Below are 26277 nucleotides of genomic sequence, written 5' to 3'. Positions count from 1 at the left end.
CCCTCTCCCCCCCCCCCCTGCCCTAGCCCGCCCGCGGGGCCCCCCCCCCCCCCCCCCCCCCCCCGCCCCCCCCCCCCCCCCCCACGCCTGGGGGCCCGCTGGGGCCTTGGAGGGCCCGGCGACCGCCCGGGGCCCCGGCGGCCCGCGAGCGGTCCTCCTGGGCCCTGCCGGTCAGCTCGCGGCGGGCAGCTCGACCTTGGCGCCGAGCTTCTCCAGCTTCTCCATGAAGTTCTCGTAGCCGCGGTTGATCAGGTCGATGCCGTGCACCCGCGAGGTGCCCTGCGCCGCGAGGGCGGCGATCAGGTACGAGAAGCCGCCGCGCAGGTCCGGGATGACCAGGTCGGAGCCCTGGAGCCGCGTGGGGCCGCTGACGACCGCGGAGTGCAGGAAGTTGCGCTGGCCGAAGCGGCAGGGGGTGCCGCCCAGGCACTCGCGGTAGAGCTGGATGTGGGCACCCATCTGGTTGAGCGCCGAGGTGAAGCCGAGCCGGGACTCGTAGACCGTCTCGTGGACGATGGACAGGCCGGAGGCCTGCGTCAGCGCCACGACCAGCGGCTGCTGCCAGTCGGTCTGGAAGCCGGGGTGGACGTCGGTCTCCAGGGCGATGGCGTTCAGCGGGCCGCCGGGGTGCCAGAAGCGGATGCCGTGGTCGTCGACCTCGAAGGCGCCGCCGACCTTGCGGAAGACGTTGAGGAAGGTCATCATCTCGCGCTGGCTGGCGCCGCGGACGTAGATGTTGCCCTCGGTGGCCAGGGCCGCGCAGGCCCAGGAGGCGGCTTCCAGCCGGTCCGGCAGGGCGCGGTGGTTGTAGCCGCCGAGCTTGTCCACGCCGGTGATGTGGATGGTGCGGTTGGTGCCCATCGTGATGATGGCGCCCATCTTCTGCAGGACGCAGATGAGGTCCTCGATCTCCGGCTCGATCGCGGCGTTGCCCAGCTCGGTGACGCCCTCGGCCAGCACGGCCGTCAGCAGCACCTGCTCGGTCGCGCCGACCGACGGGTACGGGAGCTCGATCTTGCAGCCGCGCAGCCGCTGCGGGGCCTCCAGGTACTGGCCCTCGGGGCGCTTCTCGATGACCGCGCCGAACTTGCGCAGCACGTCGAAGTGGAAGTCGATCGGCCGGCCGCCGATGTCGCAGCCGCCCAGGCCCGGGATGAAGGCATGCCCCAGACGGTGCAGCAGCGGGCCGCAGAAGAGGATCGGGATGCGTGAGGAGCCTGCGTGCGCGTCGATGTCGGCGACGTTGGCGCTCTCCACCTTCGACGGGTCGAGCACCAGCTCGCCGGGCTCCTCGCCCTCCCGCACCGTCACGCCGTGCAGCTGGAGCAGGCCCCGCACCACGCGCACGTCCCGGATGGCGGGCACATTGCGCAGCCGGCTCGGCTCGCTGCCGAGCAGGGCGGCCACCATGGCCTTCGGCACGAGGTTCTTCGCGCCGCGCACATGGATTTCACCCTCCAGCGGGGTGCCGCCGTGGACGAGCAGTACATCGTTAAGGCCGGTCATTGCTCTCGCGTTCCTGGAGAGGGGCAGAAATGAGGCGGGGTCCCCGCAGGCACCGGAGGGAAATGGTAATCGGCCTTCCGTGCCCGCGGTCAGGGCTGTGAGGTCCTACTCATGTAATGGCTTCGCTACAGCACCCTGTGCGGTCGCGCGGTGCCGGAGGGTCGCCGCCACGGCTGTCCCGGGCGTCCCGGGAGTACCTGATGCGTCGCATTGCCACCCCGCGCGGAGGAGTAATGCGGGATTATGTTGACCATGACCGAAGTGTCATCGCTCACCGGCAGGCTCCTCGTCGCGACGCCCGCCCTCGCGGACCCCAATTTCGACCGGGCGGTGGTGCTGCTCCTCGACCACGACGAGGAGGGCTCCTTGGGTGTGGTCCTCAACCGTCCCACACCGGTCGGTGTCGGTGACGTCCTGGAGCCGTGGGCGAACCTGGCGGGTTCCCCGCAGGTGGTCTTCCAGGGCGGCCCGGTCTCCCTGGACTCCGCGCTCGGCCTGGCGGTCGTCCCCGGGGAGCCCCGGGACGGCGAGGACGGGGAGCCGCTGGGCTGGCGCCGGGTGTTCGGCGCGATCGGCCTGGTGGACCTGGAGGCGCCGCCGGAGCTGCTGGCGGCCGAGCTGGGCTCGTTGCGGATCTTCGCCGGGTACGCCGGATGGGGGCCCGGCCAACTGGAGGACGAGCTCGTCGAGGGCGCCTGGTACGTGGTGGAGTCCGAGCCGGGGGACGTGTTCTCGCCCGACCCGGAGCAGCTGTGGCGCTCGGTCCTGCGGCGGCAGCGCAGCGAACTCGCGATGGTCGCCACGTACCCGGACGATCCGTCTCTCAATTAGGCTTGCGTGCCATGAGCACTCTTGAGCCCGAGCGCGGGGCGGGCACCGGCACCCTCGTCGAGCCGACCCCGCAGGTGTCGAACGGCGATGGCGACCACGAGCGCTTCGCGCACTATGTGCAGAAGGACAAGATCATGGAGAGCGCGCTCTCCGGATCTCCGGTGGTCGCGCTGTGCGGCAAGGTCTGGGTGCCCGGCCGCGACCCCAAGAAGTACCCGGTCTGCCCCATGTGCAAGGAGATCTTCGAGTCCATGCCCGCCGGTGGCGGCGGCGACAAGGACAAGAGCGGCAAGAAGTAGCCGCCGCGGGCCCGGACGGGCGCGGCCGCCGGAACAGGGCGGTCGCGCCTTTTGCGCTGCCCGGCGTCCGGGCGTGCCGGCGGGGGCGGGCGGGCGGCGGCGGGGCGCCAAGATGGCGTGAATGGTCTATGCCAATCTCGTCCCGCCCGGCAGGATGGGCGCCATGGATCTCATCCCGGCGCCCGTGGAGGCGCACCGGCACGCCGACATCGGTCACTTCGAACTGCGTCCCGGCACGGCGCTGTCCGCGGGCCCCGGGGCGGAGCCGGCCGCCCGCTGGCTGCGGTCCGTCTTGGGCGCGGCCACCGGCCTCGCGCTGCTGCCCGGCGACGGCGCGGGCGACGGATCGATCACCCTGCGGCTGGACCCCGAGGTCACCGCGGAACTCGGCGCCGAGGGCTACCGGCTGTCGGTGGCCCCCGGACAGGGCGTCCGGGTCGACGGCGGCGGGCCCGCGGGGCTGTTCTGGGGCGCGCAGACGCTGCGCCAGCTGCTGGGGGCCGAGGCGTACCGCCGGGCGCCGCTGCCGGGCCGCTCCTGGCGCCTGCCGTACTGCGACATCGCCGACACCCCCCGCTTCGCGTGGCGCGGGGTACTGCTGGACGTCGCACGGCACTTCATGCCCAAGGACGTCGTGCTGCGCTACGTCGACCTGCTCGCGGCGCACAAACTCAACGTCCTGCACCTGCACCTGACGGACGACCAGGGCTGGCGGGTGGAGATCCGCCGCCACCCGCGGCTCACCGAGGTCGGCTCCTGGCGCACCCGTACCAAGGTGGGCCTGCGCGAGTCGCCGCTGTGGGACGAGCGCCCGCACGGCGGCTACTACACCCACGACGACATCCGCGAGATCGTCGCGTACGCCGCCGAGCGGCACGTCACCGTCGTCCCCGAGATCGACATCCCCGGGCACTCGCAGGCCGCCATCGCCGCCTACCCCGAACTCGGTGTCACCGACGTGGTCGACACCACCGCCCTTGAGGTGCTGACCGGTTGGGGCATCAACCCCAACGTCCTGGCACCGGTGGAGAGCACCCTGCGCTTCTACGAGGACGTGCTGACCGAGGTCCTGGCGCTCTTCCCGTCGACCTTCGTGCACCTCGGCGGCGACGAGTGCCCCAAGGACCAGTGGAAGGCCTCGGCCGTGGTCCAGGCCCGCATCAAGGAGCTCGGCCTGCGCGACGAGGACGAGCTCCAGAGCTGGTTCGTCCGCCACTTCGACCGCTGGCTGGCCGACCGCGGCCGGCGCCTCATCGGCTGGGACGAGATCCTGGAAGGCGGCATGGGCTCCGGCGCCGCCAAGTCGCCCTCGGGGGAACGCCGGTCGGGGGAGCGGGTGCCCGGGGACGAGACGACCGAGTACGGCCTCACGCCGGGCGCGGCGGTGTCCTCCTGGCGCGGTTACGAGGGCGGCATCGCGGCCGCCCGGGCGGGCCACGACGTCGTGATGTGCCCGGAGTCACAGGTCTACCTGGACTGGCGGCAGGCTCCCGGCGACGACGAGCCGGTGCCGATCGCGCATGTGCGGACCCTGGAGGACGTCTACCGGTTCGAGCCGGTGCCGGACAGCCTCGGCCCGCGCGAGGCGGCCCGGGTCATCGGCGCGCAGGCCAACATCTGGACCGAGACGATGGACACGGTGCGGGCCGTGGACTACATGGCCTTCCCGCGGCTGGCCGCGTTCGCGGAGACGGCGTGGAGCCCGCTGCCGGCGCCGGCCGAACGGGACGTCGAGGGCTTCGTCGCGCGAATGGCCACCCACTACGGGCGACTTGACGCACTGGGGGTCGAATACCGGCCGCCGGGCGGCCCGCTGCCGTGGCAGCGGCGTCCCGGAGTCGTCGGACGCCCGATCGAGGGCCCGCCCCCGATCGTGTGAGCCCTGCCACAACCCGCGGCCCCGGCACCGCCGGGGCTGGCAGGGTGGATGCGGCGAACGACCAAACGGTCAAACACCGCAAGACGCGCAAAGGATGGCATTTCTTCCACTTCTGCCATTTCGTCCCGCCGGCCGGAGAAAGGTGCAAAGCGGTCGGATGTCCATCCGGAGGGCGGGCTTCCCTTTGCGACCCTCGCGTTGATCACCCCGGAAGATGTGCCAGAGTTGCCACGTCCGGGCTGTCAGCACGTACCGTACGGCTACCGCACCGCGGACAGCCGGGGAAGGGGCAGCTGCGTGAGCACGTACGCACGGCAGGCAACGCGCGATGTCGCATTGCCGTCCTCGCTCGACGAGGCCGTGGCGGCCTTGGCCGCCACGCCCGCAGCCGTGCCCGTCGCCGGAGGCACCGACCTCATGGCGGCCGTGAACGCCGGGCTGCTGCGCCCCGCGGGACTCGTCGGCCTCGGCCGGATCAGCGAGATCCGCGGCTGGCAGTACGCGGACGGCGCCGCGCTCCTCGGTGCCGGCCTGACCCACGCCCGCATGGGCCGCCCGGACTTCGCCGCGCTCATCCCCGCCCTGGCCGCCGCCGCCCGCGCGGCCGGCCCCCCGCAGATCCGCAACGCCGGCACGCTGGGCGGCAACATCGCCGGCGCCGCACCCACCGGCGACTCGCTGCCCGTGCTCGCCGCCCTGGAGGCCTCGGTCGTCGTCGCCGGGCCCGAGGGCAACCGTGAACTGCCCGTCAGCCACCTGCTCACCGGCATGGACCCGCTGCGGCCCGGCGAGCTCCTGGCGTACGTGCGGGTCCCGCTGCTGCACGCGCCGCAGACCTTCCTCAAGGCCACCGGCCGCACCGGGCCCGGCCGCGCGATCGCCTCCGTCGCCCTCGTCCTCGACCCGGCCCGCCGGGGCGTACGCTGCGCGGTGGGAGCCGTCGCACCAGTGCCGCTGCGGCCGCTCGAGGCCGAACGCTGGGTCGCCGGACTGATCGACTGGGACGGCGAGCGGACGCTGGCACCCGAGGCCCTCACGGCCTTCGGCGAGTACGTCGCCGCCGCCTGCATCCCCGACCCCCTGCCGGCCCCGGACGGCGCACCGGCCCCCGAACTGCCCGCCGCGGCCGTGCAGCTGCGGCGTACGGTGGCCGCACTGGCCCGCCGCGCGCTGGGGAGGGCACTGGCATGAGCGACGACATGTACGACGACAGGACATCGGACGGGCGTATGACCGACCAGCCCCCCATGGGGACTCCCGGCCCGGAGGCCGGGGGATTCGCCCCCGGGCACGGGGTGTGGCAGCCCGTGCCCCACGGCGAGTACGACTCCGACCAGACCATGCACGTGTCCTTCGCCGCGCAGCTGTCCATGACCGAGCCCGGCGCCGACCCGCTCGCCGCCCCCGGCCACGGCTACGCCCCGCAGCCCCCGCAGGGCCCCGCGGACTTCCCGGTCACCGTCGGTACCGCGGCGCCCGCCGGTCCGGCGCAGGGCGAGGACCCGGCGACCACCTGGGCCGTCCCCGTCGTCCGCGACGAACGCGCGGAGAACCCCGGCGACCCGGGGGACTCGGGCGAGTACTCGGTGGGGGCCTTCGCGTCCGCGCCCGAGCCCGCCCCGTGGGCGGCCGGCGCCGGCCGGCAGGCACCGCCCACGGCGCCGCGCTCCGAGGGCTGGTCGCTGCCGCCCGACGCCACCGGCCAGTGGAAGCTGCCGATCACCCCGGACGGCACCGCGGAGGAGTCCGGCGAGTACCGGCTGCCGGACTCCGCGCCCCTGCCGCCCGAGGTCGCGGAGCCCGTACCGGCGCCCCACGACGGTCCCGCGGACGCCGGCGCCGCCGGTGACGAGGACCCGTCCATCGAGGAGCCCGGCGCCGACGGGCCCGAGGACCCGCACAGCGAACACCCGCTGGCCTCCTACGTCCTCAACGTGAACGGCACCGACCGCCCCGTCACCGACGCGTGGCTCGGCGAGTCCCTGCTCTACGTCCTGCGCGAGCGGCTGGGTCTGGCCGGCGCCAAGGACGGCTGCGAGCAGGGCGAGTGCGGTGCCTGCTCGGTCAAGGTCGACGGCCGGCTCGTCGCCTCCTGCCTGGTGCCCGCCGCGACCGCGGCGGGCTCCGACGTCCGCACGGTCGAGGGGCTGTCCACCGACGGCCGGCCCTCCGACGTGCAGCGGGCGCTCGCCGAGTGCGGGGCAGTGCAGTGCGGTTTCTGCATCCCGGGCATGGCGATGACCGTGCACGACCTGCTGGAGGGCAACCACCACCCCAGCGAGCTGGAGACCCGGCAGGCCATCAGCGGCAACCTCTGCCGCTGCAGCGGCTACCACGGTGTCCTGGAGGCCGTCCGCACGATCGTCGCGGAGCGCGAGGAGGCCGCGGAGGCGGCCGACGGCGCCGACGGCGAACCGGCCGCGGAGGCCGCCCGCGTCCCGCACCCGCGCCCCTCCACCGGAGGCCCGGCGTGACCCCGCGACTCCACCGCACCCCGCACCACCCCACCCCTCGCGGCAGCGAAAGGTACGCGCGATGACGGGCCCCGACGCCGCGACGGCCACTCCGGCCATGGGCACCCCGGCGGCCGCCGCCGAGACGCCGCCCGCCGACGCGCACCCCCACGGCATCGGCACCTCGCTGCCCGCCGCCGACTCGACCGCCAAGGCCCAGGGCACCTACCCCTACGCCGCCGACCTGTGGGCCGAGGGCCTGCTGTGGGCGGCCGTGCTGCGCTCCCCGCACCCGCACGCGCGCATCGTCTCCATCGACACCGCCGAAGCCGTCGCGATGCCCGGCGTACGGGCCGTGGTGACCCACGAGGACGTGCCCGGCGACGCCATGCACGGCCGCCGCGTCGCCGACCGCCCGGTCTTCGCCAAGGACACCGTCCGGCACCACGGCGAGGCCATCGCCGCCGTGGCCGCCGACCACCCCGACACCGCCCGGCTGGCCGCCGCCGCCATCCAGGTCGAGTACGAGGTGCTGGAACCCGTCATCGACCCCGAACGGGCCTTCTCCGCACCCCCGCTGCACCCTGACGGCAACCTGATCCGGCACATCCCGCTGCAGTTCGGCGACCCGGACGCGGTCGGCGAGGTCGTCGTCGAGGGCCTGTACCGGGTGGGCCGCCAGGACCCCGCCCCCATCGGCGCCGAGGCCGGCCTCGCCGTGCCCCGCCCGGACGGCGGCGTCGAGCTCTACGTCGCCTCCACCGACCCGCACACCGACCGCGACCTGGCCGCCGCCTGCTTCGGCCTGGAGCAGGACCGCGTCAAGGTCGTCGTCACCGGCGTGCCCGGCGCGATGGGCGACCGCGAGGACTCCGGGGTGCAGATCCCGCTCGGGCTGCTCGCGCTGAAGACCGGCTGCCCGGTGAAGTTCGTGGCCACCCGCGAGGAGTCCTTCCTCAGCCACAGCCACCGCCACCCCACACTGCTGCGCTACCGCCACCACGCCGACGCCGAGGGCCGGCTGGTCAAGGTCGAGGCCCAGGTACTGCTGGACGCGGGCGCCTACGCCGACACCTCGTCCGACGCGCTGGCCGCCGCCGTGGCCTTCGCCGCGGGCCCGTACGTCGTCCCGCACGTCTTCGTCGAGGGCTGGGCGGTGCGCACCAACAACCCGCCCTCCGGCCACGTCCGGGGCGAGGGCGCGATGCAGGTCTGCGCGGCCTACGAGGGCCAGATGGACAAGCTCGCCGCCAGACTCGGCCTGGACCCGGCCGAGATCCGCATGCGCAACGTCATGGCCACCGGCGACCTGCTGCCCACCGGGCAGTCCGTCACCTGCCCGGCGCCCGTCGGCGAGCTGCTGAAGGCCGTGCGCGACGCCGACCTGCCGCCGCTGCCCGTGGACGACGACGAGTCCGAGTGGCTGCTCCCCGGCGGCCTGGAGGGCGCCGGCGAACCGGGCGCCGTGCGCCGCGGCGTGGGCTACGCGCTCGGCATGGTGCACATGCTCGGCGCCGAGGGCACCGACGAGGTCTCCACCGCCACCGTGCGCGTCCACGACGGCGCCGCCACCGTCATCTGCGCCGCCGTCGACACCGGCCAGGGCTTCGCCACCCTCGCCCGGCAGATCGTGCAGGAGGTCCTCGGCATCGAGGACGTCCGCGTCCTGCCCTCCGACACCGACCAGCCGCCGGCGGGCGCCGCCGCGCGCGGCCGCCACACCTGGGTGTCCGGCGGCGCCGTCGAACGGGCCGCCAAGATGGTGCGCACCCAGCTCCTCCAGCCGCTCGCCGGGAAGTTCGGCATGTCGGCGGAACTGCTCACCATCGCCGACGGCAAGATCACCAGCTACGACGGGGTGCTCTCCACCACCGTCGAGGAGGAGCTGGCCGGCAAGGAGCTGTGGGCCACCGCGCAGTGCCGTCCGCACCCCACCGACCGGCTCGACGAGACCGGCCAGGGCGACGCCTTCGTGGGCCTGGCGTTCTGCGCCGTGCGCGCGGTGGTCGACGTCGACATCGAACTCGGCGCGGTCCGGGTCGTGGAGATGGCCGTCGCGCAGGACGTCGGCCGCGTCCTCAACCCCGCGCAGCTGCGGGCCCGTATCGAGGCCGGCGTCACCCAGGGCGTCGGCATGGCCCTCATGGAGGACCTGCGCGCCCCGCGCGGCGTCGTCAAGCGGCCCAACCTCACCGGCTACGCCCTGCCCACGGCCCTCGACGCCCCCGCGGTGCGCATCGTCCGCCTCGTCGAGGAGCGCGACGTCCTGGCCCCCTTCGGCGCCAAGGCGGCCAGCGCCGCCCCCGTCGTGGTCTCCCCGGCCGCCGTCGCCGCCGCCGTCCGCGCCGCCACCGGCCGCCCGGTCAGCCGCCTGCCGATCCGCCCCCAGCACGCGGTGGTCCGCCCCCAGGCGTGACCTGCCGCCCGCGTGCGGCGGGCGTCGGCGCCCGGCCTCCGGGCGTTCACGCCGGTGTCCAAGCCGCGCAACCTTTCAGCTGCCTCACGGGTCTTCTCGCCGTACGTCCTTGCCCGCACAGCGAGAAAGGCCCCCGTGCCCCACAAGAGATCCGTCGCCGCCCTGGGCGGCACCCTGTGCGTCGCCGCCCTCGGCGGTCTGCTGACCGTCGCCCCGCAGGCGTCGGCCGCCGGTGTCACGTGTGCGACGAACGTCTACAAGCGCACGTTCTACAAGAACACCGCGCTCTCCGGCTCCCCCGCGCGGACGGACTGCGACAGCGCCGTCAGCGAGAGCTGGTCCGGCAGCCCGGCCGCCGGTATGCCGTCGAACAACTTCGGCGTGCGCTGGTCGGTGACGCGTGACTTCGGCTCAGGCGGGCCCTTCACGTTCACCGTCTCCGCCACCGACGGCGTCCGTGTGTACCTGGACGGCGTGCGGAAGATCGACCTGTGGAAGAGCACCGGCGACACCGCCCGCTCCAAGGGCGTCAACCTCACGGTGCCCTCCGGCAAGCACACCTTGCGCGTCGACCATGTGAACTGGACCGGCGCCGCCAAGGTCAAGTTCACCTACGCGCCCCGTACGTCGGCGACGTACGACAGGACGAAGCCGCTCACCCCCACCGGCGTGAAGACCGTGTACAACACCAAGACCCGCAAGACCACCGTCTCCTGGACCGCCAACAAGGAGATGGATCTGGCGAACTACTCCCTCTACCGGCGGCCCGTCACCTCCACCGCCTGGACGCGGGTCACCACGACCACCGCCCGCAGCTGGACCGACCCCCTCGTCAACCCCGACGACCGCACCCCCTACTACTACGAGGTGCGCGCCAAGGACAAGGCGGGCAACACCTCCTCGGGCAGCGCGGACACCGTCGTCCGCCCGCTGCCCGTGGTGACCTCCTTGACCGGTACGTACAGCAGCGCGACCGGCAGGGTCACCCTGAAGTGGCCGCTCAACACCGAGCCGCAGTTCAACCACTACACGGTTCTGAGCAACGACCTGGGGAACCAGGGCTACTACACGTGGGTCCTGCTCGGCACGACCACGCAGAACACGTGGACCACGGGTCCCATCCGGGCCGACGGTGAGTGGCGCCACTACCGTGTCCTCGTCACCAACGACAACGGGACCACTACGTACAGCCCGGCTTCCCTCGACGCCAACGCCGCCAACGAGCTCTGGCTCGGCATCCCCGACGGCATCGCTCCGCAGCAGGCTCCCGAGCTGTCCCTGAGGTCCTGCGCGGGCGGCATCCGCGCGACCGCGACCGACTACACGCCGGCTCCGATCCGTGACTTCGACGGATTGGAGATCGAGCGCCGGACGGCCGGGACGGACACCTGGGCGGTGGTCCTGCACTCGGGGTACGACCCGCGCAGCATCATCGCCACCGCCGGCGTCTGCGACACCCCGGCCGCCGGCAGCGCCTACGAGTACCGGGCCCGCACCTATGACGCGGCCGGCAACTACTCGCCCGCCAGCGACATCCAGACGTTCATTCCCGCCGCCGGCTGACGGCCGGACCTGAGAGCGGAACGGGTGGCACCCCTCAGGGGTGCCACCCGTTCGCCTGCCCGGTCAGGGCGGTGGAGGCCGTGGCGGGAATCGAACCCACGTAACTCGATTTGCAGTCGAGCCCCTGAACCACTCGGGCACACGGCCGGGCGTCTGTGACGTGCTTCGACCATAGGCGGCCCCGCCCGGGGCGGGTCAACGGATCGGGCGGGGCCGCAACAGGACTGCCATACGCCGTTCATGAGGGGCCGGGAGCCGCCCCGCTCGCCAGGAACTCCTCCACCACCGGGCGGAACAGGGCGGGTTCGTCGACCCAGGGGTAGTGGCCGACGGCGTGCAGGGGCCGCAGGCGGGCGTGCGGGAAGGAGTCCGCGACGACCTCGCCCGCCCGCATGCCGGTGACCGCGTCGCGGTCGCCGGTGACGACGAGGACGGGGCAGGTCACCTCGCGCAGCCGGTCCAGGAGGGACTGCCGGGCCTGTTCGTCGACGCCCTGCCAGAAGCCGGCGCGGGGGACCGGGTGCGTCTGGGCGCCCTCGGCGGCGGCGTGGTCGCGCTGGGGGGCGTCCCAGCGGCCGTACGCCATGGGGGCCACCAGGAGCAGCAGTTCGCGGACCCGGTCCAGGTCGTCGGCGCTCTCCAGCTCGCCCAGCGCCGCGACGGCGTCGGGCCACCAGGGCTCGCCCGCCCGGCTCTCGAAGATCGCGCGGGCGTCGTCCGGGCGGACGCCCTGCAGCCGCGAGCCGGGCGCGACCAGGACCAGGTGGGTCAGCCGGTCCCCGTACTCGGCGGCGTACGCCTGCGCGGTCGCGGCGGCCGCGTCGTGCGCGAGCAGGGCGAAGCGCTCCAGTCCCAGATGGCGGCGCAGCGCCTCCACGTCCTGCGCGAGCCGTGGGAAGGAGTACGCCAGCGGGTCGGGGGCCGGCGCGGTGTCCCCGGTCCCGCGGCCGTCCGGCACGACGAGGCGCCTGACCGTGTCCAGCCCGGCCAGGTCGCCCAGGTACGCGGCGTCGCGGCCGGGCCCGCCGGCGAGCGCGAGGAGCACCGGGCCCTCCCCCTGGTCGCGGTAGGCGATCTCGGTTCCGTCGTACGAAGTGCAGTGCGGCATGGCCTACGCCTTCCCGGCCCGGCGCGGTCCATCTCCGGTCCTGGGCCGAAAGGCCGACCCCGATGTTCATGGACGCCAGGGGCGACAGCCGCCTACGCCCCTTACCCTGTCCGGGTGACGACCGCCGAAGCCGAGCCGATTCCCGGCAATTCAGACAGACCTCTCCTCCTTGGGCCGGACCCCGGCACCGACACCGTCCTGGGCAGCCGCTACCGCGCGCTGACCCTCGCCATGGTCTCGGTCGTCCTGCTCATCGCGTTCGAGGCCACCGCCGTCGGCACGGCCATGCCGGTCGCCGCGCGCGAGCTCCACGGACTGCCGCTGTACGCCTTCGCCTTCTCCGGCTACTTCACGACCTCGCTGTTCGCCATGGTCGTCAGCGGCCAGTGGTCGGACCGCAGCGGCCCGCTCGCGCCTCTCGTCACCGGCATCGGCGCCTTCGCCGCCGGCCTGCTGATCTCCGGCGCCGCCCAGTCGATGTGGCTGTTCGTCCTCGGCCGCGCCGTCCAGGGCATCGGCGGCGGACTCGTCATCGTCGCCCTGTACGTCGTCGTGAGCCTGGCCTACCCCGAACGGCTGCGGCCCGCCGTCATGGCCGGCTTCGCCGCCTCCTGGGTGGTGCCCTCCATCGTCGGCCCGCTCGTGGCGGGCACGGTCACCGAGCAGTTCGGCTGGCGCTGGGTCTTCCTCGCCATCCCGGTCCTGATCGTGCCCCCGCTGCTCATCGGCCTGCCCGCGATGCGCCGGATGCCCGTCCAGCCGCCCCCGGACGACCGCCGCGCACCCGACGGCCGCCGCATCCGGCTCGCCCTGGCGGTCTCCGCGGGCGCCGGGCTGCTGCAGTACGCCGGACAGGACCTTCGGCCGCTCTCCCTGGTCCTCGCGGCGGCCGGCGCGGCCCTCATCGTCCCGGCAGCCCTCGGACTGCTGCCGCGCGGCACGTTCCGCGCGGCGCGCGGGCTGCCGTCGGTGGTCCTGCTGCGCGGAGTCGCCTCGGGCACCTTCCTCGGCGCCGAGACCTTCGTGCCGCTCATGCTCGTCACGCAACGGCACCTGTCGCCGACCCTCGCCGGACTCTCCCTCGCCTCCGGCGGCATCACCTGGGGCATCGGGTCCTGGATCCAGGGGCGCCCCCGCCTCGAACCGCACCGGGACCGCATGGTCGTCATCGGCATGTTCCTCATGGCCGCCGCCACGGCCGGCGTCGCCCTGCCGCTGATCGGCGCCGCCCCGGTCTGGAGCTCCGCCGCCGCGTGGGCCGTGGGCGGCCTGGGAGCGGGCCTGGTCATCTCCTCCCTGAGCGTCATCCTCTTCAAGCTCTCGCCGCCCTCCGAGGCCGGCGCCAACTCCGCCGCGCTCCAGGTCTCCGACGCGCTGGCCAGCGTCGTCCTGGTCGCCGCCGCGGGCACCACGTTCGCCGCCCTGGGCGGCGCGAGGGGCGCCTTCGCCGCCGTCTTCCTGCCCCTGGGCGTGCTCGGCCTCGCGGGCGTCGCCGTGGCGGCACGGCTCCGTCCGAAATCGGGGTGAGTCGAACCCGCCGGGCGGCTACCGTCGCGGTGTGAAAGAGCTGACCCTCGTCTTCACCGACGCCGAGTGGGAGTCCCTCGACGACCTGGCCGACGCGCACGGCGTCACGGTCGCCGAACTCGTGCGCACGGCCGTACGCGCCTACCAGGGGGCCGACACGGCCCCCGTCACGGCATCCGGGGAAGCCCTCGCGGACGCCCACGCGGAACTGCTGCGCAGGCTCGGGGAGTGAGTGTGCGCCATCTCACTGTGGCCGAGGTCACGGAGCTCGCCCGCCTCGCGTGCGGTGGCCTGCCGCCGGCCGTGCGCGAGCCGGGCCTGTTCGCGTCGGCCGTCCACCGGCCGCGCGCCCGCATGTTCGGCGTCGCCGCGTACCCGGACCTCTACGCGGGCGCGGGCGCCCTGCTGCACGGCATCGCCGCCAACCACCCGCTCGTGGACGGCAACAAGCGGACCGCGTGGCTGGCGGCGGCGGTGCTTCTGGATATCAACGGGGTTGATCTGCGGTCGGCTGACCAGGATGCGGCCTACGATCTGGTGATCGCGGTGGCGTCCGGCGCGGTCGCGGAGCCGGTGGTGATCGGGCAGGCCCTGCGGGGCTTGGCGGCTCGTTAGGTTCTTTCCCCGCCCTCCCGCCCGTGTGCCCTGTGAAGTCAGGGCGCCCCGACGCGCGTTGTGTGGGGGCCGGGTGCGGGCCCTCCGGGGCTGCCATTCTGGACAGCACATTTAGGTGCCTCAGGCACCCGGCCTGATCACCCCGGGCCATGCACCCAAATATGCTCCAGTGTCCAGAACGCCACCCCTCCGACCCCGCCCCCTCAGGTCTCGTCACGCGCCTGATCCCCGGTGGGGGGTGTAGACGGCACCGTGCCCAGGCCGCTCGTTGGCGCTGCGCGGCCGTCACCTGTCGGCACTTGGACCGCGCCGGATCGCCAATGCACCGGGAAGTGCCGCGAGAGGATCGCGAGGCCGCCCAGCGCTGCCGGCTGATCATCGACCGCAGCCGACCGTGCCGCACCGACGGGTGACCTGGCCGCCTTCCTACCCCCGCCGGGGATCGGGCGCGAGTGCCCACCTGCGGACACCCCTCGGCCGAAAGGCTGCTGGCCCGATTCCGTCGCGCTGACTGCGACCCGGGCCACGGCCGCCTCCATATCCACCACCGGGGATCAGGCGCTTGACAAGACGGAGGGGGCGGGGTCGTAGGGGTGGATGTTCTGGACGTTCGGCATATTTGTGTGCGGTATCCGGGGTGAACGATGGTGGGTGCTGGAAACGCACGTAAATATCCGGTCCAGGACGTGCAGCCCCGGAGGCCCCGGACCCGGCCCGCACACCACTTGCGCCGGGGCGCCCAGACTTCCTGGGGCACACGGGTGGGAGGGCGGGGAAAAACCCTGGACGCCGCCCCCGGGTAGGCTGTGACGGCCCCCCGACCCCCAACCCGTCACCCGGAGCCCGTGACTACCACCGCCCCGCACAGCGCCAGCGCCTCGCACCACCTCTCGCCCGCGTTCCCCGGACGCGCCCCCTGGGGCACCGCCGGCAAGCTGCGCGCCTGGCAGCAGGGCGCGCTCGAGCGGTACATCGAAACGCAGCCGCGTGACTTCCTGGCGGTCGCGACCCCGGGCGCGGGCAAGACGACCTTCGCGCTCACCCTGGCCTCGTACCTGCTCCACAACCACCTGGTGCAGCAGATCACCGTGGTCGCCCCCACCGAGCACCTGAAGAAGCAGTGGGCGGAGGCGGCCGCGCGGATAGGCATCAAGCTGGACCCGGAGTACAGCGCGGGCCCGGTGGGGCGGGACTACCACGGCGTGGCGGTGACCTACGCGGGTGTGGGCGTGCGTCCGATGCTGCACCGCAACCGGTGCGAGCAGCGCAAGACCCTGGTGATCCTGGACGAGATCCACCACGCGGGCGACAGCAAGTCGTGGGGCGAGGCGTGCCAGGAGGCGTTCGAGCCGGCGACCCGCCGGCTCGCGCTGACGGGTACGCCGTTCCGTTCGGACACCAATCCCATCCCGTTCGTGACGTACGAGGAGGGCAACGACGGCATCCGCCGTTCCTCCGCGGACTACACGTACGGCTACGGGAACGCGCTCGCGGACGGTGTCGTCCGCCCTGTGATCTTCCTCTCCTACAGCGGCAACATGCGCTGGCGGACGAAGGCGGGCGACGAGATCGCGGCGCGTCTGGGCGAGCCGATGACGAGGGACGCGATCGGGCAGGCCTGGCGCACCGCGCTGGCTCCGACGGGCGACTGGATCCCCAATGTGCTGCGCGCGGCGGACACCCGGCTGACGGAGGTCCGCAAGTCGATCCCGGATGCGGGTGCGCTGGTGATCGCCACGGACCAGGAGTCGGCGCGGGCGTACGCGAAGCTGATCCGGGAGATCACCGGCCACAAGGCGACCCTGGTGCTGTCCGACGACGCGAACGCCTCGTCCCGCATCGAGGAGTTCAGCGCGAGCGAGGACCGCTGGATGGTGGCGGTCCGCATGGTGTCGGAGGGCGTCGACGTGCCGCGTCTGGCGGTGGGCGTGTACGCCACGACGATCTCGACGCCGCTGTTCTTCGCGCAGGCCGTGGGCCGTTTCGTGCGGTCGCGGCGGCGCGGTGAGACCGCGTCGGTGTTCGTGCCGACGATCCCGATGCTGCTGGACTTCGCCAACGAGATGGAGGTCGAGCGCGACCACGTCCTGGACCGGCCGAAGAAGGAGGGCGAGGAGGACCCGTACGCGGAGTCCGAGAAGGAGCTCGCCGAGGCCGAGAAGGAGCAGGACGAGGAGACGGGCGAGCAGGACATGCTGCCGTTCGAGGCGCTGGAGTCGGACGCGGTCTTCGACCGGGTGCTGTACGACGGCGCCGAGTTCGGCATGCAGGCGCATCCGGGCAGCGAGGAGGAGCAGGACTACCTGGGCATTCCGGGCCTGTTGGAGCCGGACCAGGTGCAGATGCTGCTCCAGCGGCGTCAGGCGCGGCAGATCGCGCACAGCCGCAAGAAGCCGGACGCGGAGGCGGATCTGCTGGAACTGCCCGCCGAGCGGCGCCCGGTGGTCAGCCACAAGGAGATGCTGGAGCTCCGCAAGCGGCTCAACACCCTTGTGTCGGCGTACAACCACCAGAGCGGCAAGCCCCACGGGGTGATCCACAACGAGCTGCGCCGGGTGTGCGGCGGCCCGCCGAGCGCGGAGGCGACGGCGGGGCAGCTCAACGAGCGCATCAAGAAGGTCCAGGAGTGGGCCACCCGGATGCGCTGACCCCGGTTAGTGACGGGCTGTCAGGTGTGCTGTGAATCTTGCGGTGTGACGTGCCGTCGGCGGGAGGATTTGCGTTCGACGGGTCGGCACGCCCGGTCGCATGACCGGATTGTGGACGAAGTCTTCCGCTGAGCGGTACGCATCGCTACCGTTCCGGTCACCCAACGCGCCGTGGCCCGCAGCCTCGGGGCGCAGCCGGTACCGCCAGACCGACCGGTGGCTTCTCCGCGCCCTGCCGTGGGACCGGCATGCTTCCCGCCGTGAGAGAGGTGCCACCACTCACGAGAAGGGGGCGTCGTGACCGCGGAGACGTCTCAGACGCTCGACCGGGGCCTGCGGGTCCTGAAGCTGCTGGCCGACACCGACCACGGGCTCACCGTCACCGAGCTCGCCATGAAGCTGGGCGTCAACCGCACGGTCGTCTACCGCCTGCTGGCCACGTTGGAGCAGCACTCGCTGGTCCGCCGCGACCTCGGCGGCCGCGCCCGGGTCGGCCTCGGCGTGCTGCGCCTGGCGCACCAGGTGCATCCGCTGCTGCGCGAGGCCGCGCTCCCCGCACTGCGCTCCCTGGCCGAGGACATCGGCGCCACGGCCCACCTCACCCTGGTCGACGGGACCGAGGCCCTGGCCGTGGCGGTCGTCGAGCCCAGCTGGACCGACTACCACGTCGCCTACCGCACCGGATTCCGGCACTCCCTGGACCGCGGTGCCGCGGGCCGCGCGATCCTCGCCGGGCGCAACACGCAGCCGTACGAGCCCGACCCGCGCTGCGCGGAGGGGCCCGGCTACGTCCTGACCCACGGCGAGCTGGAGGCCGGCGCGAGCGGCGCGGCGGCCCCGCTGGTGGGCGTACCCGGGATAGAGGGGAGCGTCGGGGTGGTCATGCTCGCCGACTCGGTGCCCGAGCGGGTCGGGCCGCGGGTGGTGGAGGCGGCGGTGGAGGTCGCGGACGCCCTGCGGTAGCGGGTGCGGGGGAGGCCCGTGGCGCGTCCCACCCGGCGCGGTGAACTACATTCACCCCATGCCCTTCGCCACCGCCCGCAGCCGGACCCTCGCCGTGTGCGCGGCCCTCGTCGTCGCCCTGCTGGCGGTCGCCGGGTTCGCCCCCCTGCCGATCTCGATCGTCGTGCCGGGGCTGACGGCCGACGTGCTCGGCAGCGACCAGGGCCAGCCGGTGATCACCGTCAGCGGCACCCCGACGCGGGACACCTCCGGCCAGCTGCGGATGACGACGATCGCCGCGACGAACCCGGACGCCGTGGTGCGGTTCGGCGATGTGCTGAAGGCGTGGTTCGCCACCGACCAGGCGGCGATGCCGCGGGACGCGGTCTACCCGACCGGCGGCAGCGTCAAGGAGATCGAGAAGCACAACCAGGCGGAGATGACCGAGTCGCAGGACGCCGCGACCACGGCCGCCCTGGCGCACCTCGGGCTGTCGCCCTCCAAGGTGAAGGTCGGCCTCCATCTCGCGGACGTCGGCGGGCCCAGCGCCGGGCTGATGTTCAGCCTGGGCATCATCGACAAGATCAACGGCAACGGTCACGGCGGCGACCTCACCGGGGGCCGCCGGATCGCCGGTACGGGGACGATCACGCCGGGCGGCCAGGTCGGCGCGGTCGGCGGTGTCCCGCTCAAGGAGCAGGCCGCCCGGCGCGACGGGGCGACCGTCTTCCTCGTGCCGAAGGGCGAGTGTGCCGACGCCAGGGCCGAACTCCCCAAGGGGATGCGCCTGGTGCCGGTGACCACGCTCGACGGCGCGATCGACGCCCTCAAGGCGCTCGAGAGCGGCGGCAAGGTCCCCAGCTGCTAGGGCGGCGGCCCTAAGTGCGGCGGGCGTCCATCGTGCGCCAGGAGGGGAAGACCAGCGGGCACAGTGTCGCCGCGAGGTAGACCGCGCCGACGGCGAGCAGTGCGGCCGGCAGCCCGATGCCGTCCACCAGGAAGCCCGCCGCGAGGCCGCCCATCGGGGTGGTGAGCAGGACGCCGGCGCCCAGGGTGCCCAGGGTCCGGGTGCGCAGTTCGTCGGGGATGTGCTCGAACGTCACCGTGGACAGGATCGGGTTGAGCGCCCCCGCCGCCAGGCCGCCGATCAGCATCGTCGCGGCCAGGGCGCCCCATCCGGGCACCCAGGCGGCGACCGCGAACCGCGGCGCCCCGCACAGCAGGAAGCACACGGTGTAGACCGGCCACCGGGGCAGCCGGTGGCCGAGTGCGCCGTAGGCCAGCGCCCCGGCGAGGGCGCCGGCTCCGAAGAGGCCGGAGAGCAGGCCGAGTTGGACCGAGCCGCCGAGTTCCCGTTCGGCGTGCACGGGCAGCAGTACCGAACTCCAGCCCACGTCGAGGCCGTTGGTGACCATGACCATGAGCGTGATGGCGAGCAGCAGCCGGCTGCGGACGAGGAAGACCAGGCCTTCGCGCAGTTCGGCGCGGTAGGTGCGAAGGGAGGCCGGTGCCGCGTCCCGGGCCGGTTCGGCGCCGCGCAGACCGCGGATGCCGAAGGCGATCAGCAGGGCGGAGACTCCAAAGGTCGCCGCGTCCACCAGCAGCACCGCCTCCGCGCCCAGGACGGCGATGAGCACCCCGCCGAGCGAGGCGCCCAGCATGCGCGCCCCGCGTGAGGCGCCGTCGAAGTAGCCGGCGGCGCGCCCCAGCGGTGTCCCGGCGCGCTCGGCGAGCACGGGCAGCAGCACGTCGCGGGCGGTCTCGCCGGGGGCGTGGAAGAGCCCGCTGACCGCCATGAGCGCGCACAACTGCCAGAAGCGCAGCACCCCGGCGAAGTGCAGCAGCGGGATGGCGGCCACGGCGACCCCGCACACCGCGTCCGAGACCACCGACGTCCTGCGCCGACCGAAGCGGTCGATGACCGGTCCGCCGCCGAGCGCGGAGACCACGACCGGCAGTGTCCCGCAGAAGGCCGCCAGTCCCGCGCGGGCGGCGCTGCCGGTGGTCTGGAGCACGAACCACGGGACGGCGAGCACGGTGAGCGCGTTGCCGCTGATCGACACGACGTTGGCGGCCAGCACGAGCCGCAGCGGCCGTGGATCGGGTGCGGGCCCGGTGGCCCGTTCGGTGCCGTCGGATATGCCGGTTCCGGTGTCCATGCGGGTCCCCCGTGGTCGGTGCGGTCAGTCCGCGGCGCGCGGAAAGGCGTGCAGATGGACGTGGACGAGCGCGGCGTCGTCGCCGTCGGGCCGTTCGGTGTCCGTGTCGCGGTAGCGCTCCACCACGGCGTGCAGTTCGGCCCGCAGGGCGCGGGCCTGTGCGGGCGTGAGCCGCAGGGCGAAGTCGCTGAGGTCGAAGGCCTCGCGCCACTGCGGCGGCCAGTCGTCCAGGGTGTCGAGCCAGGTCCGCAGTTCGTCGGCGTGGGCCGCGGCGACCTCCCGGCCGAACAGGCCGATGGCGGCGCGTACGTCGGGGTCCTCGTGGGCGAGGAAGCCCGCCGCGTTGAAGCGGGTGCCGGTGTGCGCGGCCTTCCACCAGCGTTCGCGGGCGGTGCCGCGTCCGGGGTCCTCCTCCACGAACCCGTACGTCGCCAGCTGCCGCAGGTGGTAGCTGGTGGCGCCGCTGGACTCGCCGAGCCGGGCCGCGAGCCCGGAGGCGGTGGCGGGGCCGTACTCGCGCAGGGCGGCGAGCAGCCGGATGCGCAGCGGGTGCGCGAGTCCGCGCAGGGTGCGCGGGTCGAGGCTGATGACGTCGGGGCCGGGCGCGTCGGCGGTGGGTTCGTCGGGCACGCGTCCACCGTAGAGGGTGCAAAGAGTTCTTTGCAACGACTTCTTTGCGTCCCGCCGCGGGGCCGCTCAGCCCTCCGTGATGAAGCCCTCCTTCACCAGCCACTCCTTGGCGACCGCGCGCGGGTCCTCGCCCTCCACGTCGACCTTGGCGTTGAGCTCGCGTCCCACGGCCGTGGTGAGCCTGCGCGAGATCGGGTCCAGCAGGTCCCGGATCGCCGGCCAGCGCTTGAGGGCCTTGCTGTTGACGACGGGCGCGGCGTCGTAGTTGGGGAAGAAGTGCTTGTCGTCCTCCATGACCTCCAGGTGCAGGGAGGCGATCCGGCCGTCCGTGGTGTAGACCTCGCCGAGCAGGCAGGAACCCGGCTTCGGGATCTGGGTGTAGATGACGCCGGTGTCCATCTTGCGGATGTGGGAGGCGGGCAGGTTCATGCCGTACGCCTTCACCATGCCGGGCAGCCCGTCGTCGCGGGAGGCGAACTCGTTGTCCACGCACAAGGTGACGGCCGACGGCTTCCGGTGCGAGAGCGCGGCGACGTCGGACAGGGTCCGCAGGCCGTAGGGGCGGTTCTTCGCCCGGGTGGTGGCGAGCGCGTAGGTGTTGTCGAGGGTGGACGGCGGCAGCCAGGTGATGCCGTTCCTCAGGTCGGCGTCGTGGACGGCCTGCCACTGCGCCCGCGGGTCGGTGATCGGCTCGTCGTTGCCGAGGTAGGTGATCCAGGCGGTGCCGGTGTACTCGTACATGGCGTCCGCGTCGCCGGACCGGACGGCCTCGCGGGCCCCGATCGAGCCCTGGATGTTCGTACGGTCCACCACGTCGGCGCCCGCGGCCTTGAAGACCAGCCCGATCATCGAGCCGAGGACGATCTGCTCGCTGAAGCTCTTGGACGTCACCGTCAGCGTCGCGCCCTTCAGCGGCAGGCCCCGGCCGAGGCTGCCGGGACGGACGTCGTCGGCCAGCGGGCTGCCGCTCTTGAGCCCGCAGCCCGGCGCCGCGGCCAGCAGCGCCGCGCACGAGGCCAGGGCAACGGTCGTGCGGCGGCGGCTCATGTGTCCTCCAGGCCGCGCGGGCGCATCATCTGCTCGGCCAGCGAGGCGAGCCAGTCCACCAGCAGCGCCAGCACCACGGTCAGCACCGAGCCCAGGATCAGCACCGGCATGCGCTGGGTGACGATACCGGTGGTGATGATGTCGCCCAGGCCCCCGCCGCCGACGAAGGTGGCGAGCGTCGCCGTGCCGACGTTCAGCACCAGCGCCGTGCGCACCCCGGCGAGGATCAGCGGTACGGCCAGCGGCAGTTCGACCCGCGACAGGGTGCCCAGTGCCGACATCCCGATGCCGCGCGAGGCCTCGACGAGCGTCGGGTCGATCGCCCTGAGCCCCGCCATGGTGTTGGACAGCACCGGCAGCACGGCATAGACGACCATGCCCACCAGGGCCGTGCGTGGCCCGATACCGAGCCAGATCACCAGCAGCGCCAGCATCCCGATGGCCGGGGTCGCCTGCCCGACGTTGGCGACCGCGGTCACGACGGGCGCCGCGGCCCGCAGCCCGCGCCGGGTCAGGGCGGTGCCCAGCGGGATCGCGATGACCAGCACCCAGAAGGTCGACCAGGCGGTCAGCTCGACGTGCTGCCACAGCCGCACCCGGACGGTGTCGCCCGCCAGGGCGTTCGCGGCGATGGAGTCGAGGTGGACCGATGTGATCCACACATAGGTGGCGACGAGCACGGCGGCCAGCACGGCGGGGGTGACCACCAGGTGCCGCCAGGTGGGCCGCCGCCCGTGCGGGGCGCCGGGCGCGGACGGCTCCCCTGACTCGCCTGATTCCCCTGATTCACTGGGATCCCCACCCTCCTCCTGGGCGGCCGGCGGAGGGCCGGCGGCGTCCGCGGCGCCCCTGCGGCCCGTCATGCGCGGGCTCCCGGCTCGTGGTCGGCGCCCTCCTGCTCCGCCCGGGTCTGCGGGGCCCGCAGCTCCTCCAGGTCGTGCCGGTGCTCCAGCGCCGCCAGCCGGTCGGCCTCCAGCATCTCGTGGACGGAGTTGAGCAGCGTCTCCATGTCCACCACGCCGGTGAACTCCCCGCGCCGGCCGGTGACCGCGACCCGCCCGCTGCTGTCGGTCAGCACCGCCTCCAGGGCGTCCCGCAGCGTCGCGTCCCGGGTGACCGTGTCGCCCACGAGCGTCCCGGCGCGGGCGAGCGAGCCCTTGGCCCGCATGAGGTCGCCGCGCCGCAGCCACTTGTAGGGGCGGCCCTTGCGGTCCAGCAGCAGCAGTTCGTTGGTCAGGCTCGACGCCCGCAGCCGGTCGAAGATCGACTGCAGCGGGTCGTCCACGCTCACCGTCGGGAAGTCGGCGACGCCCACGTCGCGGACCCGGGTGAGGTTGAGCCGCTTCAGGGCCGCGCCCGCACCGACGAAACCGGAGACGAAGTCGTCGGCCGGGTTCGTCAGGATCGCCTCCGGGGTGTCGAACTGGGCGATGTGGGAGCGTTCGCGCAGCACCGCGATGCGGTCGCCGAGCTTGATGGCCTCGTCGAAGTCGTGGGTGACGAAGACGATGGTCTTGTGCAGTTCGTGCTGGAGCCGGATCAGCTCGTCCTGGAGGTGGTCGCGGGTGATCGGGTCGACCGCGCCGAACGGCTCGTCCATCAGCAGCACCGGCGGGTCGGCGGCCAGCGCCCGCGCCACGCCCACCCGCTGCTGCTGGCCGCCCGACAGCTGGCGGGGGTAGCGGCCCCGGAACTCGCGCGGGTCCAGGCCCACCAGGTCCAGCATCTCGGCGACCCGCTCCCGCACCCGGGCCCTGGACCAGCCGACCATCCGGGGGACGAGCGCGATGTTCTCCGCGACCGTCATGTGCGGGAAGAGCCCGGAGGACTGGATCGCGTAGCCGATCTTGCGGCGCAGCTTCACCGGGTCCATGTCGGTGACGTCCTCGCCGCCGATGCGGATGCGCCCGGAGGTCGGCTCGATCAGCCGGTTGATCATCTTCAGGGTGGTGGACTTGCCGCAGCCGGACGGCCCGACGAAGATCACCGTCTCGCCCGCCTTGATCTCCATGGACACGCTGTCCACGGCCGGTTCCGCGCTGCCCGGGTAGCGCTTGGTCAGCTGCTCCAGCTCGATGGTCGCGCCCGCCGCCTCAGCCACGGATCCCCCTCGGGATGGTCAGCCGCCCGATCAGCACATAGGCGGCGTCGAAGAGCAGCGCGAGGACGACGATGCCGATCGTTCCGGCCAGCACCTGGTTGAGGGCGTTGGCGCTGCCCAGCGAGGCGATGCCGCGGAAGATCTCGTTGCCGAGGCCCGGACCCGAGGCGTACGCGGCGATCGCGGCGATGCCCATCAGCATCTGCGTCGCCACCCGGATGCCGGTCAGGATCGGCGGCCACGCCAGCGGCAGTTCCACCCGGGCCAGCGCCGCCGGGCGCGACATGCCGATCCCGCGGGCGGCGTCCACCAGGGCCGGGTCGACCCCGCGCAGGCCCACGATCGTGTTGCGCACCACCGGCAGCAGCCCGTACAGCGTCAGCGCGGTGACCGTCGGCGGGACGCCGAGGCCCAGCCAGGGGATCAGCAGACCGATCAGCGCCAGGGAGGGAATGGTGAGGATCGTCGCGGTGGAGGTGACGGCCAGGCCCGCGGTCCAGCCGCGGCGGTAGCTGAGCACGCCCACCGCCACCCCGATCGCGGTGGCCAGCACCATGCACTGGAAGACCAGGCTGGCCTGCTGGTAGGCGTCGGCCAGCAGTTGCTCGCGGCGGCTGGTGAGGTACGCCCAGAAGCTCATCCGGCCTCACCACCTGCCTGCCTCGCCCGCCGCCGGCGGCGCCGGTCACGGTTCCGCGTCCCGTGCCGCCTGCTCGACCAGCGGGATGATCCGCAGCGGGACCGGATTCTCCATGACGATCGCGGTGGCGGCCCGCACGATGCCATCAAAGCCCACAACCCGGTCGATCACACGTTGGAGATCGGCGTTGGACCGGGCGACCAGGCGGCAGAGCATGTCCCCCTGGCCGGTCGTGGTGTGCAGCTCCAGCACCTCCGGCACCGCCCTCAAGTGCGCGCGCACATCGGGGCCTTGGCCCTGCTTGATCTCCAGCGTCGCGAACGCCGTCACCGGATAGCCGAGCGCCGCCGGGTCCACCTGCGGGCCGAAGCCCCGGATCACCCCATTGGCCTGAAGCCGGTCCAGCCGCGCCTGCACGGTGCCGCGGGCCACGCCGAGCCGCCGGGAGGCCTCCAGCACGCCGATCCGCGGCTCCCGCGCGAGGAGCGCGATCAGCCGGCCGTCCAGTCGGTCGATGCCCATGATGTCCCGCCGCCCTCGTGTGGTCGCCGCTGTGACAGTGGTCACTCTGTGCAGAATGCCGCCCGTTATGCCCGAACCGCTGTACAGATTGCTCACTCGTTCCTGGAACTATTGCGCACCTTGGCCCCCGGGGCGAGGCTGGCGCCATGACTGAGACCCTGGATCACACCCCCGGCACCGCAGGCGACGCCGACCCGTTCCCGGTCAAGGGGATGGACGCGGTCGTCTTCGCGGTGGGCAACGCCAAGCAGGCGGCGCACTACTACTCGACCGCCTTCGGCATGAAGCGCGTCGCCTACTCCGGACCGGAGAACGGCAGCCGCGAGACCGCGTCGTACGTGCTGGAGTCCGGCAGTGCCCGGTTCGTGTTCACCTCCGTCGTCCGGGCCGCGACCGACCACGGCCGCTTCCTGGAGCAGCATGTGGCCGCCCACGGCGACGGCGTCGTCGACCTGGCGCTGGAGGTCCCCGACGTCCGCGCCGCCTACGACTACGCCCTCGCGCACGGCGCGACCGGGCTGGAGGCGCCGCGCGAGGTCTCGGACGAGTACGGCACGGTCGTGCTGGCCGCCATCGCCACCTACGGCGAGACCCGCCACACCCTCGTGGAGCGCGGCGGCTACAAGGGCCCGTACCTGCCCGGCTACGTCGCCGCCGAGCCGATCGTGGAGCCGCCGGCCAAGCGCTTCTTCCAGGCGATCGACCACTGCGTCGGCAACGTCGAGCTCGGCAGGATGAACGACTGGGTCGCCTTCTACAACCGCGTCATGGGCTTCACGAACATGAAGGAGTTCGTCGGCGACGACATCGCCACCGAGTACTCCGCCCTGATGTCAAAGGTCGTGGCGGACGGCACGCTGAAGGTCAAGTTCCCCATCAACGAGCCGGCGATCGCGAAGAAGAAGTCGCAGATCGACGAGTACCTGGAGTTCTACGGCGGCCCCGGCGTCCAGCACATCGCGCTCGCCACCAACGACATCGTCGCCAGCGTGCGCGCCATGCGCGCGGCGGGCGTTGAGTTCCTGGACACGCCCGACTCCTACTACGACACCCTCGGCGAGTGGGCCGGCGACACCCGCGTGCCGATCGAGACCCTGCGGGAGCTGAAGATCCTCGTAGACCGGGACGAAGACGGCTACTTGCTGCAGATCTTCACCAAGCCCGTCCAGGATCGCCCGACCGTCTTCTTCGAAATGATCGAGCGCCACGGTTCGATGGGCTTCGGCAAGGGCAACTTCAAGGCCCTCTTCGAAGCGATCGAGCGCGAGCAGGAGCGCCGCGGCAACCTCTGATCCCTTCGCCGTGAATTCCGGCGCCGGACCGCCCCCCGCGGGGGAGGGCGTGGTCCGGCGCCGGCCGCGTCCCCGGTCCCGGGAGCCCGCCGCCGCGGG

The 26277-nt window shown here is 73.1% G+C and carries 23 protein-coding genes and 1 tRNA gene; 14 read left to right on the top strand and 10 right to left on the bottom strand.

The genetic code is table 11. The annotated features are described in order from the left end of the window. Positions 1–171: 171 nt before the first annotated feature. The gene (gene murA / locus ACIP9H_RS05255; protein WP_401583193.1) at positions 172–1506 is read right to left on the bottom strand and encodes a UDP-N-acetylglucosamine 1-carboxyvinyltransferase; all 1335 of its coding nucleotides are present in this window, start codon (positions 1504–1506) and stop codon (positions 172–174) included. A 252-nt stretch (positions 1507–1758) separates the two neighbouring features. Between murA and ACIP9H_RS05250 the strand changes: the two genes are divergently transcribed. From ACIP9H_RS05250 to ACIP9H_RS05220, 7 genes are all read left to right on the top strand, one after another. Next, positions 1759–2337, top strand: a complete 579-nt coding sequence (locus tag ACIP9H_RS05250) for a YqgE/AlgH family protein (protein WP_319664520.1) — start codon at positions 1759–1761, stop codon at positions 2335–2337. A gap of 11 nt (positions 2338–2348) precedes the next feature. After that, positions 2349–2636 (top strand): DUF3039 domain-containing protein, encoded by a 288-nt coding sequence (locus tag ACIP9H_RS05245; RefSeq protein ID WP_360906149.1) that lies wholly within the window; start codon positions 2349–2351, stop codon positions 2634–2636. 163 nt (positions 2637–2799) lie between these two features. Continuing rightward, positions 2800–4515: a beta-N-acetylhexosaminidase gene (locus ACIP9H_RS05240; RefSeq protein WP_401583192.1), complete on the top strand. Its 1716-nt coding sequence runs from the start codon at positions 2800–2802 to the stop codon at positions 4513–4515. 297 nt (positions 4516–4812) lie between these two features. Beyond that, the gene (locus tag ACIP9H_RS05235) at positions 4813–5706 is read left to right on the top strand and encodes an FAD binding domain-containing protein (RefSeq protein ID WP_401583191.1); all 894 of its coding nucleotides are present in this window, start codon (positions 4813–4815) and stop codon (positions 5704–5706) included. Further along, the gene (locus ACIP9H_RS05230; protein ID WP_401583189.1) at positions 5703–6989 is read left to right on the top strand and encodes a 2Fe-2S iron-sulfur cluster-binding protein; all 1287 of its coding nucleotides are present in this window, start codon (positions 5703–5705) and stop codon (positions 6987–6989) included. Before ACIP9H_RS05235 ends, ACIP9H_RS05230 begins: the two co-directional genes overlap by 4 nt. 61 nt (positions 6990–7050) lie before the next feature. Further along, positions 7051–9384, top strand: coding sequence for a xanthine dehydrogenase family protein molybdopterin-binding subunit (locus tag ACIP9H_RS05225; RefSeq protein WP_401583187.1), 2334 nt, complete (start codon positions 7051–7053; stop codon positions 9382–9384). Positions 9385–9519: 135 nt separating this feature from the next. Next, positions 9520–10947 carry a PA14 domain-containing protein gene (locus tag ACIP9H_RS05220; protein WP_401957576.1) on the top strand — a complete coding sequence of 476 codons (1428 nt, stop codon included), beginning with the start codon at positions 9520–9522 and terminating at the stop codon, positions 10945–10947. A 72-nt stretch (positions 10948–11019) separates the two neighbouring features. Here the strand turns inward: ACIP9H_RS05220 and ACIP9H_RS05215 are convergent. Together ACIP9H_RS05215 and ACIP9H_RS05210 are read right to left on the bottom strand one after the other, a co-directional pair. Then, positions 11020–11094 (bottom strand) — tRNA-Cys (locus ACIP9H_RS05215). 91 nt (positions 11095–11185) lie between these two features. Continuing rightward, complete coding sequence (locus ACIP9H_RS05210) at positions 11186–12055, bottom strand: alpha/beta fold hydrolase (protein ID WP_401957573.1); 870 nt, start codon at positions 12053–12055, stop codon at positions 11186–11188. 114 nt (positions 12056–12169) lie between these two features. Here ACIP9H_RS05210 and ACIP9H_RS05205 point away from each other — a divergent pair, with 114 nt between their 5' ends. From ACIP9H_RS05205 to ACIP9H_RS05180, 6 genes are all read left to right on the top strand, one after another. Beyond that, on the top strand, positions 12170–13582 hold the full coding sequence (locus ACIP9H_RS05205) for an MFS transporter (RefSeq protein WP_401583158.1): 1413 nt from the start codon (positions 12170–12172) through the stop codon (positions 13580–13582). A gap of 31 nt (positions 13583–13613) precedes the next feature. Beyond that, positions 13614–13814, top strand: a complete 201-nt coding sequence (locus ACIP9H_RS05200; protein WP_401583156.1) for a hypothetical protein — start codon at positions 13614–13616, stop codon at positions 13812–13814. A gap of 17 nt (positions 13815–13831) precedes the next feature. After that, positions 13832–14197: a type II toxin-antitoxin system death-on-curing family toxin gene (locus ACIP9H_RS05195; RefSeq protein ID WP_401583154.1), complete on the top strand. Its 366-nt coding sequence runs from the start codon at positions 13832–13834 to the stop codon at positions 14195–14197. An 845-nt stretch (positions 14198–15042) separates the two neighbouring features. After that, positions 15043–16845, top strand: coding sequence for a DEAD/DEAH box helicase (locus tag ACIP9H_RS05190; RefSeq protein ID WP_401583152.1), 1803 nt, complete (start codon positions 15043–15045; stop codon positions 16843–16845). 297 nt (positions 16846–17142) lie between these two features. Further along, the gene (locus ACIP9H_RS05185; protein WP_360906141.1) at positions 17143–17808 is read left to right on the top strand and encodes a helix-turn-helix domain-containing protein; all 666 of its coding nucleotides are present in this window, start codon (positions 17143–17145) and stop codon (positions 17806–17808) included. A gap of 58 nt (positions 17809–17866) precedes the next feature. Continuing rightward, positions 17867–18655 (top strand): S16 family serine protease, encoded by a 789-nt coding sequence (locus tag ACIP9H_RS05180; protein WP_401583150.1) that lies wholly within the window; start codon positions 17867–17869, stop codon positions 18653–18655. A gap of 10 nt (positions 18656–18665) precedes the next feature. Here ACIP9H_RS05180 and ACIP9H_RS05175 read toward each other — a convergent pair whose 3' ends face one another. The 7 genes from ACIP9H_RS05175 to ACIP9H_RS05145 form a co-directional block, all read right to left on the bottom strand. Continuing rightward, positions 18666–19946 (bottom strand): MFS transporter, encoded by a 1281-nt coding sequence (locus tag ACIP9H_RS05175; protein WP_401583148.1) that lies wholly within the window; start codon positions 19944–19946, stop codon positions 18666–18668. A 24-nt stretch (positions 19947–19970) separates the two neighbouring features. Next, positions 19971–20576, bottom strand: a complete 606-nt coding sequence (locus tag ACIP9H_RS05170; protein ID WP_401583146.1) for a helix-turn-helix domain-containing protein — start codon at positions 20574–20576, stop codon at positions 19971–19973. A 66-nt stretch (positions 20577–20642) separates the two neighbouring features. Next, positions 20643–21623 (bottom strand): glycine betaine ABC transporter substrate-binding protein, encoded by a 981-nt coding sequence (locus ACIP9H_RS05165; protein ID WP_401583145.1) that lies wholly within the window; start codon positions 21621–21623, stop codon positions 20643–20645. Next, a complete protein-coding gene (locus ACIP9H_RS05160; RefSeq protein ID WP_401957566.1) occupies positions 21620–22486 on the bottom strand; it encodes an ABC transporter permease in 867 nt (288 codons plus the stop codon). The genes ACIP9H_RS05165 and ACIP9H_RS05160 overlap by 4 nt, the downstream gene beginning before the upstream one ends. Continuing rightward, complete coding sequence (locus ACIP9H_RS05155) at positions 22483–23724, bottom strand: betaine/proline/choline family ABC transporter ATP-binding protein (protein ID WP_401583141.1); 1242 nt, start codon at positions 23722–23724, stop codon at positions 22483–22485. Before ACIP9H_RS05155 ends, ACIP9H_RS05160 begins: the two co-directional genes overlap by 4 nt. Beyond that, the gene (locus tag ACIP9H_RS05150; RefSeq protein WP_360906134.1) at positions 23717–24364 is read right to left on the bottom strand and encodes an ABC transporter permease; all 648 of its coding nucleotides are present in this window, start codon (positions 24362–24364) and stop codon (positions 23717–23719) included. The genes ACIP9H_RS05155 and ACIP9H_RS05150 overlap by 8 nt, the downstream gene beginning before the upstream one ends. 45 nt (positions 24365–24409) lie before the next feature. Beyond that, complete coding sequence (locus ACIP9H_RS05145) at positions 24410–24886, bottom strand: Lrp/AsnC family transcriptional regulator (RefSeq protein ID WP_360906165.1); 477 nt, start codon at positions 24884–24886, stop codon at positions 24410–24412. A 146-nt stretch (positions 24887–25032) separates the two neighbouring features. Here ACIP9H_RS05145 and hppD point away from each other — a divergent pair, with 146 nt between their 5' ends. After that, complete coding sequence (gene hppD, locus ACIP9H_RS05140) at positions 25033–26178, top strand: 4-hydroxyphenylpyruvate dioxygenase (protein ID WP_401583139.1); 1146 nt, start codon at positions 25033–25035, stop codon at positions 26176–26178. The last annotated feature ends 99 nt before the right edge of the window (positions 26179–26277 follow it).

The sequence above is a fragment of the Streptomyces sp. NPDC088732 genome (genome assembly GCF_044751205.1).
GTDB lineage: Bacteria > Actinomycetota > Actinomycetes > Streptomycetales > Streptomycetaceae > Actinacidiphila.
Note: the sequence above shows the minus strand (reverse complement) of the source record. Positions and strands in the feature narration are given on the sequence as shown.